We start from the raw sequence: 14,781 nt of genomic DNA, 5'->3' as shown, positions 1-14,781 counted from the left end.
ATCGAAAGGCCGCAGTTTACCGCATGCGCGCCGCGCGACTGTGTCAGCCTGTGTCAGGCTGTATCAGCCCGCGACACCGGTAATCAGCAGCAGGTTCGTGCCGGTGATGACGGCGAACAGCGCCCATGCGGCAATCTGCATCCCGCGCCCGATCGTGTGCTCGCCCATCATGTTGCGATCGCTGACGGAGCGGATCAGCGGCCACATCGCGAACGGCAGCTGCAGGCTCAGCAGCACCTGGCTCCACACGAGCAGCTGCCCCACCGAGCTGTCGCCAAGCCACAGCACGCCGATCAGCGCCGGCACGAGCGCGAGCCCGCGCGTGATCAGCCGGCGCTGGTAGCACGGGATCTTCGTATGCAGGAAGCCGTCCATGATCACCTGGCCGGCGATCGTGCCGGTCAGCGTCGAGCTCTGCCCCGACGCGAGCAGCGCGATGCCGAACAGCAGTGCCGCCGCGCCGCCGGCGATCGGCGTAATCAGGTTGTAGGCCTGCTCGATGTCGGTCACGTTGTGCTGGCCCGTCGCATGGAAGGCCGCGCCCGCGACGACCAGGATCGCCGCGTTGACGAGCATCGCGACGAACAGCGACACGCAGGTATCGATGCGCACCAGCGCGAGCGTGTCGCGGATCATCCCGCGCGCGCCGCCGACCACGTGCCGCGTCTGCACGACCGACGAATGCAGGTACAGGTTGTGCGGCATGATCGTCGCGCCGACGATGCCCAGCGCGAGCACGATCGCGTCCTTGCGGTCGTGGCCCGGATCGCCCGGCACCAGCCCGCCGACCACCGCGTGCCAGTCGGGCGGCGTGATCGCGACCTGCGCGACGAAGCAGAACGCCATCGTCGCGATCAGCGCGAGCACGATCGCCTCGATCTGCCGGAACCCCTTGCCCTGCAGGCCGAGCACGATCACCGTGTCGAGCGCGGTCAGCACGATCCCCCACGCGAGCGGCACGCCGAGCAGCAGCTTGAACGCGAGCGCGCAGCCGAGGACTTCCGCGATGTCGCACGCGATGATCGACACTTCGGCGGTCACCCACTGCACGATACGGCCGAACCGGCCATAGCGGTCGTAGCTGGCCTGCGCGAGATCCCTGCCGGCGACGAGGCCGAGTCGCGCCGCGAGCATCTGCAGGAAGATCGCCGCGAGGCTCGAGAACGCGACGACCCACAGCAGCGAATAGCCGAACTGCGAGCCGGCCTGGATGTCGGTCGCCCAGTTGCCGGGATCCATGTAGCCGATCGCGACCAGCAGGCCGGGGCCGAAGAAGCGCTTGAGCTTCTGCCAGCGCGGCGCGCCGGCATCGATCGTGATGCTGCCCTTGACTTCCGACGGGCAGAAAGGGGCGGTGGCGGTGGTGGGGAGGAAGGACATGGAAACCGGGGCTCGAGATCGGGACAGGACGATTCTACGGGTATCCGCCCGATTTTCTCCCGCGCGGCCTCTCACGCGGCGCGATGCCCCTCGGTGCCGTCGCCGGCCCCCTCGCCCGCGTCGGCCGGCCTCGCGCCACGGGTGAGGATCCTTTCGCGTTCGGAGACGCGAAATTCGGTCGGCGACATCAGCATGCGCTGGCGAAACAGCTTCGCGAGCCGCTCGCCGCTGCCGAACCCGGTGCGGCGCGCGACCTTGTCGGCCGGCAGCGTCGTGTGGACCAGCATGTGGCAGGCGCGCTCGAGCCGCACGTGCTGGACGAATTCGGTCGGCGTCACGCCGATTTCCTTCTTGAAGCGCCGCAGGAAGTTGCGCTCGCTCATCGCGGCGGCCTGGGCCGCGTTCGCGATCGAGATGCGGTTCACGCTCTGCGCGCGCAGCCGCTGCGCCGACATCCGGATCGACGGGCTCGCGCTCAGCTCGCGAAAGGCCCACATCGACTGTGCATAGCGCTGCTCGACCGGCCGCAGCAGGTTGCTGGCGATCTCCTGCGCGGCAATGTCGCCGAGCTCGACGCGGAACAGGTCGAGTACGGCGGCGAACACGTCGGTTTCGCCGGCCTGCAGCTCGACCGTCGCGGCGACCCGTCGCCCGCCCCGGCCGGGCCGCCCGTCGAGCGCCGCCGACGGACGCTGCATGGCCGCGAGCGTGGGCAGGTCCATCCCGTCGACGATCCAGCGCGCATGACGGCGAATGTCGGCGAGGCGACGCTGCAATGCGTCGTCCCAGTTGACGACCGCGCGGTCACCGTGAAGATGAAAGAACGCGAGCGCGCGGCGGCCGTGCTCGTCACCGAGCGGATCGGCCGCGATGCTCACGCCGGAGGACGACTGCACCAGTCCCCCGCTTTCGGATACGTACTTCAACTGGTAGTCAGCACTGTAGGCGTGCAGGCGATTCGCCAGGTTGAAAGCCTCGCCAAGACGCGCGGCCTGGGCCAACGAAAATCCCGTACTCAAATAGATAACGACCCATCTCTGATCTGCTGCATTCACTGGCCAAGCCCCCGACTTGTTCGACTTCTTCTAATACCGTCGAACTGTCAGGCTTATATTTGGTTTGAATGCGTGCGACAGGACGGCTATCCCGAAATATGAAGCGACGGCATCTTAGCCGAACGGGTCGCGCCTTTGGCGCGAAATGGCCGACGTGGACAGCATGATGGCGGATTACTACAGGCTGTCGCGGTTTGCCGGCGGCCCAGTGTGGAATTGCCCTGGCCGATATTGCCCATTATTACGATTGTGTATGTCGCAATCCGCGCATTTCATTGCGACTTATTGCGTCGGATATCCGGATAAATGCACAACCGAATATCGGCTCAAATGATATCGATTCGTATCCCGTGCCTGCGATCGTCACGCAGGAAAGCCCGCCGTATCCGTTGCCTGCGCATCCTTTAGAATCGGTCCACCCTTCACCACGTCACCCGCGCCCCGTGCCCGCCGATCACCGTCTCGACCTGAACCTGTTTCGCGTGCTCGACGCCGTCTACGTGCATGGCGGCATCGGCGCGGCCGCCCGCGCGCTGCACCTCACGCAGCCGGCCGTCACGCATGCGCTCAACCGGCTGCGCGCGCATTTCGACGATCCGCTGTTCGTGCGGCAGGGCAACCGCGTCGTCGCAACCGAACGTACGCGCACGATCATCGCGGACGTGCAGTTGCACCTGAAGGGCCTGCAAGGCACCGCGCGCGCACCGTCGGCATTCGATCCCGCGACGCTCGACCTGAGCATCGCGGTCGGCATTCGCGACGTGCTGGAATCGATCGCGCTGCCGCGGATCGTCGCCGCGTTCGCCGACGAAGCGCCGGGCCTGCGGCTCGTGAGCCGCCGCATCGCGGTGGCCGACATCGAGCGCGAACTCGCATCGGGCAATCTCGATCTCGCCATCGATCGTCGCGTGCCGACGGGCCCGCGCATCGCCACCGAACACCTGCTCGACGATTCGCTCGTCGTCGCGCTGCGCGGCGATCATCCGCTTGCGCACGAGCCGCTACGGCGCGGCGACTATTTCGCGGCGCGGCACGTCGCGGTGTCGTCGCTCGGCGAGCCGCAATCGCTCGACGTGCTGCTCGGCAACGACGGCCGCTTCCGCGATATCCGGCTCACCTGCCAGCACTATTTCGCCGCCTGCCAGATCGCCGCGACCGGCGACCTGCTGGTCACGCTGCCGCACACCTATGCGTTGCGGATGGCCGCGCTGCTGCCGATCGTCGTGCGGCCGCTGCCGTTGCGGCTCAAGCCGTTCCCGCTCCTCGCGTACTGGCACGAATCGCGCGACGCCGATCGCGCGCACCAGTGGGTGCGCGAACGTATCGCCGCACTCGTGCGCAGCAGCGCCGGCGTCACCGACGCCTAGCCGCGCGGCGCACGCCGTCCCGATCGGGGCGGTATGCTGACGGCTGCGCGTCACCCTCTTCCGTTTTCTCACTTTCCGCTGACCGGAGACTTGCCATGTCGCTCATCCATGCCGCCGCCGTCCTCGACGCCGATGCGCCCGACTACGTCGTCCAGCTGCAGGCCGGCACGCACGCGTTGACCGGCGACGAAGCGCCCCGCGAAGGCGGCCAGGACCGCGGGCCGGCGCCGTACGAGTTCGTGCTGGCCGGCCTCGCGCAATGCACGGCCGCGACGCTGCGCATGTACATGCAGCGCAAGACGTGGCCGGCCACGCGCATCGACGTGCGCACCGAACTGCATGCCGATCGCGACGGCACGCAATACGTGGGCCGCGTCGTGACGCTCGACGGCCCGCTCGATGAAGCGCAACGCCAGCGCCTGGCCGAAATCTGCGAGAAAACGCCGGTCACGCAGTTCATCAAGCGCGGCACGCGGATCGACACGACGTTGAACTGACACGCCACGCACGAAAGCACACGGCACACGATCGCCGCGCAAAAGGAAACGGGGGGCCGCGCACGATGCGCGGCCCCCCGTTTCGTCGAACCCGTCAGGCGCTTACAGACCGAGCGCGGACAGGTCGAGCTTGCCGTCCTTCAGCGGCGGGCACCAGAAATACGCGCCCGTCAGCGGCCGCGTGAAGCGGAACAGGCCGTCGACGATCCCGTCATCCGCACCGCTCATCCGGCGCATCTGCACGTCGAACGCGCGGAACGAGCAGCCGAACGCGACGAAGTAGAGGCCCGCGCGACGCGCGTCCGCCCACGGCGACGAACGGCGCAGCATGAACGCCTCGGGCTCGAAGCTTTCCTGCGCGGTGCGCTTCACGTGCGCGAACTCGGGTGCGCCGTCGAGTTCTTCGTTGTCCGAGCGGCGGCGCCCGATGATGTTGTCCATGTCGCCCGACGGAATGCGCTCCATCTGGTCGAAGTCGTGCAGCCATTGCTGGACCGCGACGAAGCTCGCCCCGTCGAGCCCCGCGCCCTGCCCGGTCACGATCGCCGCGGCCACCGCGTCGTCGCCTTCCGGGTTCTCCGTGCCGTCCTCGTAGCCGGACAGGTCGCGATCGTTCGAATAGCGGAAACCGTCGACCGCATCCTGCAACGCAAACGCCGGCGCCAGCGCACGTTCGATCGCCCGCGCGCGCAGCACGAGCTCGCCGCGATCGTCGCCGCGCAGCCAGACCCACACGTCGGCCGGCGTCGCCGGCAGCGTGCGGTCCTTCACCGCGAACGCCGGGAATTCGGTCAGGCCCGGCACCGGGTGCCCGAGGTGCGCCGCCAGCGCATGCCCGAACCCGACCACCGTGTCGCGTCCGTCGACGATCTCGCGCAGCGCGGCCAGCGCCGCGGCCACATTGCCGTCATTCGACATCGTGAAAGTGAGGTATCGGGCCGCCGAATCGATCGGGGTCAGGATGCCTTGCTGAACGTCGCTCATCGTTTCCTCAGGAATGTATCGTGGTGAATCTGCGCGGGCTGCGGCAACATGCGCCGCAGACGCCGAAGCGCAATCGACGCGCGTGCCGGCCCTTGCGCTGCCGCACTGGGGAAAGGCCGCAAAAGAAGGGCCGAAACCCTGAATACTAACGTATCGACGCTGCAACGCCGCATTCGTCAGACGTTGCGGCGCGCCCTTCACTGCTGATAGAATCTTTTCACGTCTTTTCGGCGTCCTTTCAACCGTTCACTTCAGGGGAGGTGCAGATGTTCCGAATGCCAGCCACCTTCCCGAACGTGGTCCCACGGCGCAGCTGATCCAGCCCGCCGTCCGCGCCGGCTCCCGAGTTTTCCGCTAACCCGTCAGCCGCGCCGTTTCCCGACAGCCCGTTTCGTTTTCCGCCCGCGATGTTCGCGCGGCCCGGCTGTTGCGTTTTCGATGTTCTCCGAACCGGAAAGTCCCGTCGCGCGATGCGCCGGGCAACGATAAATGACCAGAAAAACCTCCCATCTGGGCGGCCAGGCATTCCAGGCCGTCTTCGGCTTTACCTTCCGCTACTGGCGCAAGCAGCCGGCGCGCACCGCGACGGTCGCGAGCCTCGCCCTGCTCGCCGCGCTCGCCGACGTGCTCACGCCGCTGTTCGCCGGTCGCCTCGTCGACGCGCTGTCGACCGGCCTGACCGACCGCGCCGCCGCGTGGCATGCGGCCCTCGTCGCGTTCGGCACGCTCGCGGCGCTCGGGCTCGGCGCGACGGTGCTGCGGCAAGGCGTCTACCTGAACATCATCACGCTCACGTTGAAGATGATGAGCGAGATCGCGGCCGCGTCGTTCCATCGCGTGCAGCGCTTCTCGACCGACTGGCACGCGAACAGCTTCGCGGGCTCGACCGTGCGCAAGATCACGCGCGGCATCTGGGCGCTCGACCTGCTGAACGACACCGTGCTGATCGCGCTGCTGCCGTCGGTCACGATGCTCGTCGGCGCCACCGTGCTGCTCGGCACGCACTGGCCCGTGATGGGGCTCGTCGTCGGCGTGGGTTCGCTGCTGTACATCACGGTGACGGTGGCCGTGTCGCTCGGCATCGTCGCGCCCGCCGCGCGGCTCGGCAACCTGTGGGACACGCGCATGGGCGGCGCGCTCGCCGATGCCGTAAGCTGCAACGCGGTCGTCAAGGCGTTCGGCGCGGAAACGCGCGAGGAAGCGCGGCTCGCGCGCGTGATCGGCAAGTGGCGGCAACGCACGCGCCGCACGTGGGTGCGCGGCACGTTGAACGGCGGGTTGCAGGGCGCGATGCTCGTCGCGATGCAGGCCGCGATGATCGGCGTCGCGCTGCGGCTGTGGGTGAACGATGAAGCGAGCGTCGGCGACATCGCGTTCGCGCTGACGATGTTCTTCATGCTGCAGGGCTACCTGCGCGACGTCGGCATGCACATCCGCAACCTGCAGCGCTCGGTGAACGACATGGAAGAACTCGTCGCGCTCGAACGGCAGCCGCTCGGCATCGATGATCGTCCCGGCGCGCCGGCGATCCGGATCGGGCAAGGCGAGATCCGCTTCGAGCACGTGACGTTCCGCTACGACAACCATCCGGTGCCGCTGTACGACGATTTCTCGATGCGGATCGCGCCGGGCGAGCGCGTGGGCCTCGTCGGCCACTCGGGGTCGGGCAAGACGTCGTTCATCAAGCTGATCCAGCGCCTGTACGACGTGTCGGGCGGCCGCATCACGATCGACGGCCAGGACATCGCGCTGGTCAGGCAGGATTCGCTGCGCAGCCAGATCGCGATCGTCCAGCAGGAGCCCGTGCTGTTCCACCGCACGCTCGCGGAGAACATCGCGTATGCGCGCCCCGACGCGAGCCGGGCCGACATCGAGCGCGCCGCGCGGCTCGCCAGCGCGCACGACTTCATCGCCATGCTGCCGGACGGCTATGACACGCTCGTCGGCGAGCGCGGGATCAAGCTGTCGGGCGGCGAACGCCAGCGGGTCGCGATCGCACGCGCGTTTCTCGCCGATGCGCCGATCCTGATCCTCGACGAAGCCACGTCGAGCCTCGACAGCGAAAGCGAGCTGCTGATCCAGCAGGCGATGGAGCGGCTGATGGTCGGCCGCACGACGCTCGTGGTCGCGCACCGGCTGTCGACCGTGCGCGCGCTCGACCGGCTGCTGGTGCTCGATCGCGGCAAGGTGATCGAGGAAGGCAGCCACGATGCGCTGATCCGGATCGACGGCGGCATCTATCGCCGGCTGTTCGAGCGGCAGGCGCTGGAGCTTGCGAAGGGGCTCGCCGATTCGCCGCGGCGCACGGCGGACGACGATGCCGGGCCGCTCGGCGAGCCGGCCGAGGTGTGACGCAAGCGTGTCGCAACGCGCGCCGTCGGCGCGGTCATCGCCGCCGGCGCGCATCGATAAACGGATCCGGATCGAGGCCGTGCCAGGTGCACGGCTTTTTTTCGCCTGCACGTCACGCCTGCCACCCCGACGCCGAGCGCCACGACGTGCCCTTTTCCGGTATCCCTTATCATGTCGACCAGGAAATTTGCGACTAGGGATCGACCATGTTTACAGGAATTGTCCAGGGCGTTGCCACCATCAAGCGCATCGCCGATCACGGCGAACTGAGAACCTTCAGCATCGAATTCCCGGAGCGGTTTACCGACGACATCGAGATCGGCGCCAGCGTCTCGGTAGACGGCGTCTGCCTGACGGTGACGACCATCCATTCGCCGGAGCTGATCGACTTCGACGTGATGCTGCCGAGCCTGCGAATCACGACGCTGGCCGATCTGACGACGGGCGCGCACATCAACGTGGAGCGGGCCGCGAAGGACGGCGCGGAGATCGGCGGGCATCCGCTGTCCGGCCACGTGGATTTCACCGGGACCATCCGGCACATCGCGATGTCCGAACACAACCGGATGGTGCGCATCGGCGTGCCGGAGGCATTCAAGCGGTATGTGTTCGCGAAGGGTTATATCGCGATCAACGGCTGCAGCCTGACGGTGTCCGACGTCAACCGCGACGAAGGCTGGTTCGATGTCTGGCTGATTCCCGAAACGCGCCGCGCGACGACCTTCGATGCGAAGGGCGTCAACGACACGGTCAACATCGAGATCGAGCGCAGCACGCAGGTGGTCGTCGATACGATCCGGGAAGCGGTCAAGGAGACGCTCGGCGAACTGAACGGTGTCGTCACCGCGTTGCTGGCAGAAAAAGGCATCGATATCGAGGAACTGCTGGCGCGGCATGTCGCGAAGCTGCCGAAGCAGTAACTGATGCCGGGAAGCTAGGTGATCCGCTGGATCACCGAGTACCGGCTACCGTCGGAAAACACCTCGATCCACGGCTCCGATTCCTCGAACGTCCAGAGGACGAGATCGAGGTCGACCCGTTCGTCGTCGTCGGGCCAGGGCATGTTCCACCCGCCCGCGACGGCGACCACCCCGCCCGTGTACAGCGGGCATTGCGCCATCCACTCCCGCTCGTAGTCGTGCGCCGCGGTGCCCTTGAAGTTGCTGTTGAATCCCCAGTCGCGTTGCCAGCCGTGTGCGCCGAGGTAGGTGTCGATCGCGGCAGAGCCGAAGCGGAACACCGCTTCGATCGGCGGGAGCGATATCGCGTCGGATCGGCACAGCGGGCGTTCGGACCGATCGGGTTGCGCGGCGGTTTCCACGCGGCCCGATGCGCCGTCCGCGTCGAGATACACGTTCAGCCATGTGCCGTCGCGCTCGACGGAAACGCACAACGCGCCCGCCTCGACGCCATGCCAGTAGCCGGTGACGGGTTCGCCGTCTTCCGCGAAGCGGTATTGACGGGATGGCCTGGCGAGGCGCCGCGCTTCGATCAGAAAGTCTTCCAGCGTCATTGGGTGCTCCCTGGTGGGTTTTCGGAATTCGGTCAATGGCATCGGTGCACGATTGACGGAGATGAGCAGTGGTCATGCTTTCTCCCGCTCACTCCACCTCCACCTGCGCCCCCTTCCCCACCGCCACCCGCTGCGCGCGGTAAATCCCCGCGTGCCCCGAGAACAGATACGCGACGACACACGCGACAATCGCATACACGCCGATATCCGCGCCGAACAGTTCGATCGCCATGATCGTCGACGCGATCGGCGTATTGGCCGCGCCGGCGAACACCGCGACGAAGCCGAGCCCCGCGAGCACGGGCACCGGTAGCGCCAGCACCTGGCCGAGCGCGTTGCCGAGCGTCGCGCCGATGTAGAACAGCGGCGTCACTTCGCCGCCCTTGAACCCCGACGCGAGCGTGACGACGGTGAACGCGAACTTGCCCGCGAAATCGTAGAGCGGCAGCGGGCCATGAAACGCCGCCTCGATCGTCGGGATGCCGAGGCCGAGATACTGCGGCACGTTCAGCGCGGTAGCGGCCGCGGCCACCAGCAGGCCGCCGAGTACCGGCTGCAGCGGCGCATAGCGGACCACGCGCCTGAACCACGCAGTCAGCGCATGGGTCGCAAACGCGAACAACCGCCCGACCATGCCGAACGCGATGCCCGCGACGACCGTCACCGCCAGCCCCGTTGCCGACACGGCCGGCACGAACGGAATCGCATAAGCCGTGTGATGCACGCCCCACGCGCGGCAGACGACATCCGCGACGATCGCGGAGGCGACGCAGGTCAGCAGCGCGTCGTACCGCACGCGTCCGATCGCGAGCACCTCGAGCCCGAACACGGCGCCCGCGAGCGGCGTGCCGAACACCGATGCGAAACCGGCCGCGATGCCGCCCATCAGCAGCACGCGGCGATGTTCGCGATCGAGACGGAACACCTGCGTGATGCGATCGGCGAGCGCGCCGCCCATCTGCACGGCCGTACCCTCGCGCCCGGCCGAGCCGCCGAACAGGTGCGTGACGACCGTCGCGACGAGCACGAGCGGCGCCATCCGCTTCGGCACCAGCGCCTTCGGGTCGTGAATCTCGTCGATCAGCAGGTTGTTGCCGCGCGCGACGGACTGGCCGAAGCGATGGTAGATCCAGCCGGTTGCGAAACCGGCGGCCGGCAGCCCCCACAGCAGCCACGGATGCGCGACACGCGTGCCGGTCGCCCAGTCGAGCGCGATCAGGAACAGGGCGGAAGCCGTGCCGGCCAGCGTGCCGAGCAGGGCCGAGAGCGCGAGCCAGCGGCACACATAGCGCACGGTCGCGAGAAGATCGGCAGAAGTGGTGAAGAACATGATTTCCAGATTCGACGGAACATCAAAACCTGGGCGGCAGAAACCCGCATGGACGGCCTGCGACCTCCTGACGACCCAGGAACACGCAGGCATCATCAGCCGGGCGAACCGGCGGTTGAGGGCCGCACCGTGCGCAACAACGCGCCGGATACGACCGCAGGGAGGCATGCCATCTCCGCTGGCCGCCATTGTACGCGACGCCCCGCGCCGCCCGCAACGTGGCCACGGCACGGCACCGCGCGCACCCCTCGGCGCCGTCAGTCGCGCAGCGGACGCGCGATGCGCGAGATCAGTTGGGGCGCGATCCGCTCGAGCGGCAGGATCGCCGACGCCGCGCCGATCGCCGCGGCCGCCTTCGGCATCCCGTAGACGGCGCTGGTCGCCTCGTCCTGCGCGATCGTGTAGCAGCCTTTCGCGCGCATCGCCTTCAGGCCGAGCGCGCCGTCGCGCCCCATGCCCGTCAGCAGCACGCCGAACGCCTCGCCCTGCCAGCCGTCGGCGACGCTGTTGAAGAACACGTCGATCGACGGCCGGTACGGCGTCTCGACCGGATGCCGCGTATAGCCGAGCACCCCGCGCGGCGACAGGGTCAGGTGATCGTTGGTCGCCGCGAGCAGCACCTCGCCGGCCTGCGGCATGCTGCCCTGCCGCGCGACGCGCACCGGCAGCCGCGTATAGCCGTCGAGCCACTCGGCCATCCCGAGCGCGAACGCCTGGTCGACGTGCTGGACGATCACGATCGCCGCCGGAAAATCACCCGGCAGCGCACGCAGCAGCGCGGTCAGCGCGGTCGGCCCGCCCGCCGACGCACCGATCGCGACGAGCGTCGGCTGGCCGCGCTCGGGCGCCGGCCCCGGCGGCACGAGCGCCGCGGTGCGGCTTTCGAGCAGCCGGCCGATCTGGTCGATCTTCGCGAGCAGCGCCTGCGGCGACGCGTCCGTCGACAGCCCGAGCGCGAGCGTCGGCGTGTCGACCGCATCGAGCGCACCGGCGCCCATCGCCTCGTACACCGACGACGTGTTCGCGCTGACGCTCGCCGTCACGATCAGGATCGCGCACGGCGCGCGCGCCATGATCCGGCGCGTCGCGGCGACGCCGTCGACCTTAGGCATCACGAGATCCATCAGCACGACATCGGGCGGATGCGCGACGCAGAAATCCACCGCCTCGTCGCCGTCGGTCGCGACCCACAGCACGCGGTGGTCCGCGCGCAGCGCGATCACGCGGCGCAGCGCCTCCACGGCCAGCGGCAGGTCGTTGACGATGCCGATGTTCATGCGCGCGCGTCCCCGATCAGGTCGTGCACGGCATCGAGCAGCGCTTCGTCGTGGAAGCTGCTCTTCGCGAGGTAGTAGTCGGCGCCCGCATCGAGCCCGCGACGGCGATCCTCGTCGCGATCCTTGTACGACACGATCATCACCGGCACGCGCTTGAGCATCGGATCGCCCTTGATCAGCGTGACGAGCTCGATGCCGTCCATGCGCGGCATGTCGACGTCCGTGACGACGAGATCGAACCCGTCGCTGCGCACCGCATTCCAGCCTTCCATCCCGTCGACCGCGACCGTCACGTCGTAGCCGCGCTTTTCGAGCAGCTTGCGTTCGAGCTCGCGCACCGTCAGCGAATCGTCGACGACGAGCACGCGGCGGCGGCGGTCGGCGAGCGCAAGTTGCGGATCACGCGTGAGCCGCGCGAGCTGCCCGCCGCGCACGAGCTTGTCGACCGAGCGGATCAGGTCCTCGACGTCGACGATCAGCACCGGGTCGCCGTTCTCGAGCAACGCGCCGGCCGCGATGTTCTGGATCTTGTGCAGGCGGCTGTCGAGCGGCTGCACGACGAGCATCCGCTCGCCGAGGAAGCGGTCGACCGCGACGCCGTACAACTCGGGCTCCGCGCCGACGACCACGACCGCCGTGCTCGTGCGCGCGACGTCGGGCTCGCCCGCGTCGAGCAGCTGGTGCGCAGCGACGAGGCCCGCGCGCCGGCCGTCGAACGGGAAATGCGGCTGCCCTTCGAGCACGTCGATGTCGTCGTGCGCGAGTTCGAGCGTGCGGCGCACGTGCGCGAGCGGAAACGCATACGGCTCGCCGCCCACTTCGACGAGCAGGCTGCGGATCACCGACAGCGTGAGCGGCAACTGCAGCACGAAACGCATGCCCGCGCCCGGTTCGTTGAAGATCCGCACCGCGCCGCGCACGCCGCGCACCATCTCCTGCACCGCGTCGAGCCCGACGCCGCGGCCCGACACGTCGGTCACCGCATCGCGCATCGAGAAGCCCGGCAGCAGCAGGAATTCGAGCAGTTCCGGATCGGACAGCCGCGCGGCCGTCTCGTCGTCGGTCAGGCGCTGGCGCACGACGGCCGCGCGCAGCGCGTCCATGTCGACACCAGGCCCGTCGTCGATCACGCTGACCAGCAGCGAGCCGGCGCTGTGGCGCGCCTCCAGCGTCACGCTCGCCTCGGCCGGCTTGCCGCGCGCACGCCGCGCGTCCGGCGAATCGACACCGTGGTCGATCGCGTTGCGCAGCAGGTGGCCGAGCGGCGCGTCGAGCAGGTCGAGGATGTCGCGGTCGACCTGCGTGCCCTCGCCGACGATCGAGAAACGCACCTGCTTGCCGAGCGAGCGCGCGAGATCGCGGACGATGCGCGGATACGCGCGCGTCGCGTCGCCGAACGGCCGCATCCGGCACTGCAGCGCTTCGTCGTACAGTTGCTCGGCGATATGCGTGCTGCGCCGCTCGAAGCGGTCGAATTCGTCCATGCGCTCGGCGAGCGAACGCTGCAGGTCGTTGAGCATGTGCCGCACTTCGTTCATCGACGCGAGCATGCCCGCGTCGAGATCGTCGGCGAATTGTTCGTACATCAAATCCAGCGACCGGGCCGCGTCGCGCTGGGCGCGCTTCACGCGCAGCATCGATTCGGCGAACGGCTTGAGCCAGCGCGACTCGACCAGCGATTCGCCGGACAGGCTCAGCAGCCGGTTCAGCGTATCCGCACGCACGCGACGCATCGCGCCGGCGCCGGCCACGCGGCCGGCCTGGGCCGGATCGGGCACGCCGCCCGATACCGCAAGCGGCGGCACCGCGGCGCTGGCCCCGACGGGTTCGTTCGCGGCGCCGTCGTGCTCCCGATACGGCGCGACCGACGGCGGCACCGGCGGCGGGGCCGCGGCCGCCGCCTGCATCGTCTGCGCGCCGTCGGCGCCGGTCAGCGCGGCCGCGAACACGTCGATCTCCGTCTGCGTGACGGGCTGCCCCTGCGGATCGCCGACGCGCACCAGCAGATCGACACCCGCCAGCAGCACGTCGACGTGCGTGGCCGTCAGCGCGATCGTGCCGGCCTGCGCGGCGACGAAGCACTCTTCCATCCGCCCCGCGATGTCGACGCCGAGCGGCACGCCGACGATGCGCGCGGCGCCCTTCAGCGAATGCGCGGCGCGCATGCATGCCTCGAGCGCGACGGAATCGGGTTCGCCCGATTCGAGTGCGAGCAGCCGCTCGGACAGCGCCTGGGTCTGCGTGCGCGTCTCCTCGCGATACAGCTCGAGCAGCGACAGGTGGCTCAGGTCGTCATCGCCGCTCATCGCATGCTCCGTGTGACTGCGTCGAACAGGCGGTCGTCGTCGAGCAGGCCCACCGACTTGCCGCGCCACGACAGCACGCCGCGCGACAGGCCGGCGCTCGCGCGCCCGACCGTCGCCGGCACGGGCACCCAGTCGGCGGCGCCGAAGCGCAGCACGCCCTCGACTTCGTCGACCGGAAACACGACCGGCTCGCCCTGGTGCGCCGCCACCAGCAGCCGCGTGAAGCGGCCGTCGTCACCGCCGTTGCCGCCCTTGCCGGCATCGAGGCCGAGCAGCGCGCCGATCGAGATCGCGATGCGCAGCGTGCCGCGGATGTTGACCACGCCGCGCACGGCCGAATGCCGGCGATGCGGCAGCGAATGAATCGGGCGCGTGCCGGCGATCTCGCGCAGCACGCCGATCGGCAGCGCGAGCCATTCGTCGGCCACGCGGAACGCCAGCGCCGCGTGATGCGTATCGGCATCGGCGTCGTGCACGTGCGGCGCGCCGGGCGCGCTCATCCGGCGCGTGGTGTCGGCCATCTCGGCACTGTCGAGCGGGCGCTCGAGCAGCTTCGCCGCGTGATACGCGTACACCGGGCAGTTCAGGCAGCGCAGGCAGTCGTTCAGCCGCTCGCACGTGCGGTCGCCGTGCGTGCCGATCCGGTTCCAGCAATCGTCGACGTCGATCGTCGTTTCGTCAATGGCAGCGGCGGCGCGGTTCATGGATTCCTCTGGTCAT

12 protein-coding genes and 1 riboswitch are annotated in these 14,781 nt (G+C 68.7%); of the genes, 4 read left to right on the top strand and 8 right to left on the bottom strand.

Going from position 1 to position 14,781, the window contains the following annotated elements; all coding sequences use genetic code 11:
* Positions 1-63: 63 nt before the first annotated feature.
* Both CFB39_RS21675 and CFB39_RS21670 read right to left on the bottom strand, forming a co-directional pair.
* The gene (locus tag CFB39_RS21675; RefSeq protein WP_089428060.1) at positions 64-1,380 is read right to left on the bottom strand and encodes an Nramp family divalent metal transporter; all 1,317 of its coding nucleotides are present in this window, start codon (positions 1,378-1,380) and stop codon (positions 64-66) included.
* 71 nt (positions 1,381-1,451) lie between these two features.
* Positions 1,452-2,381 (bottom strand): helix-turn-helix domain-containing protein, encoded by a 930-nt coding sequence (locus CFB39_RS21670; protein WP_089474389.1) that lies wholly within the window; start codon positions 2,379-2,381, stop codon positions 1,452-1,454.
* Positions 2,382-2,878: 497 nt separating this feature from the next.
* Here CFB39_RS21670 and CFB39_RS21665 point away from each other — a divergent pair, with 497 nt between their 5' ends.
* Both CFB39_RS21665 and CFB39_RS21660 read left to right on the top strand, forming a co-directional pair.
* Positions 2,879-3,802 carry a LysR family transcriptional regulator gene (locus CFB39_RS21665; RefSeq protein WP_089474388.1) on the top strand — a complete coding sequence of 308 codons (924 nt, stop codon included), beginning with the start codon at positions 2,879-2,881 and terminating at the stop codon, positions 3,800-3,802.
* A 95-nt stretch (positions 3,803-3,897) separates the two neighbouring features.
* Positions 3,898-4,299 (top strand): OsmC family protein, encoded by a 402-nt coding sequence (locus CFB39_RS21660; protein WP_089474387.1) that lies wholly within the window; start codon positions 3,898-3,900, stop codon positions 4,297-4,299.
* 102 nt (positions 4,300-4,401) lie between these two features.
* Here the strand turns inward: CFB39_RS21660 and CFB39_RS21655 are convergent, their stop codons facing one another.
* A complete protein-coding gene (locus tag CFB39_RS21655) occupies positions 4,402-5,283 on the bottom strand; it encodes a Dyp-type peroxidase (protein WP_089474386.1) in 882 nt (293 codons plus the stop codon).
* A 489-nt stretch (positions 5,284-5,772) separates the two neighbouring features.
* Between CFB39_RS21655 and CFB39_RS21645 the strand changes: the two genes are divergently transcribed.
* Positions 5,773-7,635: an ABC transporter ATP-binding protein gene (locus CFB39_RS21645; RefSeq protein ID WP_089474385.1), complete on the top strand. Its 1,863-nt coding sequence runs from the start codon at positions 5,773-5,775 to the stop codon at positions 7,633-7,635.
* A 206-nt stretch (positions 7,636-7,841) separates the two neighbouring features.
* A complete protein-coding gene (locus tag CFB39_RS21640) occupies positions 7,842-8,555 on the top strand; it encodes a riboflavin synthase subunit alpha (RefSeq protein ID WP_089474384.1) in 714 nt (237 codons plus the stop codon).
* 14 nt (positions 8,556-8,569) lie between these two features.
* Here CFB39_RS21640 and CFB39_RS21635 read toward each other — a convergent pair whose 3' ends face one another.
* The 5 genes from CFB39_RS21635 to CFB39_RS21615 form a co-directional block, all read right to left on the bottom strand.
* Positions 8,570-9,148, bottom strand: a complete 579-nt coding sequence (locus tag CFB39_RS21635; protein WP_179257716.1) for a hypothetical protein — start codon at positions 9,146-9,148, stop codon at positions 8,570-8,572.
* Positions 9,149-9,236: 88 nt separating this feature from the next.
* A complete protein-coding gene (locus tag CFB39_RS21630) occupies positions 9,237-10,478 on the bottom strand; it encodes a voltage-gated chloride channel family protein (protein WP_089474382.1) in 1,242 nt (413 codons plus the stop codon).
* Positions 10,479-10,557: 79 nt separating this feature from the next.
* Positions 10,558-10,664: riboswitch (Fluoride riboswitch) on the bottom strand.
* Between the two features lie 71 nt (positions 10,665-10,735).
* Positions 10,736-11,755, bottom strand: a complete 1,020-nt coding sequence (locus CFB39_RS21625) for a chemotaxis response regulator protein-glutamate methylesterase (RefSeq protein WP_089474381.1) — start codon at positions 11,753-11,755, stop codon at positions 10,736-10,738.
* A complete protein-coding gene (locus tag CFB39_RS21620) occupies positions 11,752-14,061 on the bottom strand; it encodes a hybrid sensor histidine kinase/response regulator (RefSeq protein ID WP_089474380.1) in 2,310 nt (769 codons plus the stop codon). The genes CFB39_RS21625 and CFB39_RS21620 overlap by 4 nt, the downstream gene beginning before the upstream one ends.
* Positions 14,058-14,765 carry a chemotaxis protein CheW gene (locus CFB39_RS21615; protein WP_089474379.1) on the bottom strand — a complete coding sequence of 236 codons (708 nt, stop codon included), beginning with the start codon at positions 14,763-14,765 and terminating at the stop codon, positions 14,058-14,060. Before CFB39_RS21615 ends, CFB39_RS21620 begins: the two co-directional genes overlap by 4 nt.
* Positions 14,766-14,781: the final 16 nt, after the last annotated feature.

This window comes from Burkholderia sp. AU6039 (assembly GCF_002223365.1).
Classification (GTDB): domain Bacteria; phylum Pseudomonadota; class Gammaproteobacteria; order Burkholderiales; family Burkholderiaceae; genus Burkholderia.
This window is presented reverse-complemented; position numbering and strand designations above follow the sequence as displayed.

What these genes read in the sequence shown, in the direction of transcription:
- CFB39_RS21675 (WP_089428060.1), bottom strand. Translation starts at nt 1,380, where the DNA reads ATGTCCTTCCTCCCCACCACCGCCACCGCCCCTTTCTGCCCGTCGGAA.
- CFB39_RS21660 (WP_089474387.1), top strand. Translation starts at nt 3,898, where the DNA reads ATGTCGCTCATCCATGCCGCCGCCGTCCTCGACGCCGATGCGCCCGAC.
- CFB39_RS21655 (WP_089474386.1), bottom strand. Translation starts at nt 5,283, where the DNA reads ATGAGCGACGTTCAGCAAGGCATCCTGACCCCGATCGATTCGGCGGCC.
- CFB39_RS21645 (WP_089474385.1), top strand. Translation starts at nt 5,773, where the DNA reads ATGACCAGAAAAACCTCCCATCTGGGCGGCCAGGCATTCCAGGCCGTC.
- CFB39_RS21640 (WP_089474384.1), top strand. Translation starts at nt 7,842, where the DNA reads ATGTTTACAGGAATTGTCCAGGGCGTTGCCACCATCAAGCGCATCGCC.
- CFB39_RS21635 (WP_179257716.1), bottom strand. Translation starts at nt 9,148, where the DNA reads ATGACGCTGGAAGACTTTCTGATCGAAGCGCGGCGCCTCGCCAGGCCA.
- CFB39_RS21630 (WP_089474382.1), bottom strand. Translation starts at nt 10,478, where the DNA reads ATGTTCTTCACCACTTCTGCCGATCTTCTCGCGACCGTGCGCTATGTG.
- CFB39_RS21625 (WP_089474381.1), bottom strand. Translation starts at nt 11,755, where the DNA reads ATGAACATCGGCATCGTCAACGACCTGCCGCTGGCCGTGGAGGCGCTG.
- CFB39_RS21620 (WP_089474380.1), bottom strand. Translation starts at nt 14,061, where the DNA reads ATGAGCGGCGATGACGACCTGAGCCACCTGTCGCTGCTCGAGCTGTAT.
- CFB39_RS21615 (WP_089474379.1), bottom strand. Translation starts at nt 14,765, where the DNA reads ATGAACCGCGCCGCCGCTGCCATTGACGAAACGACGATCGACGTCGAC.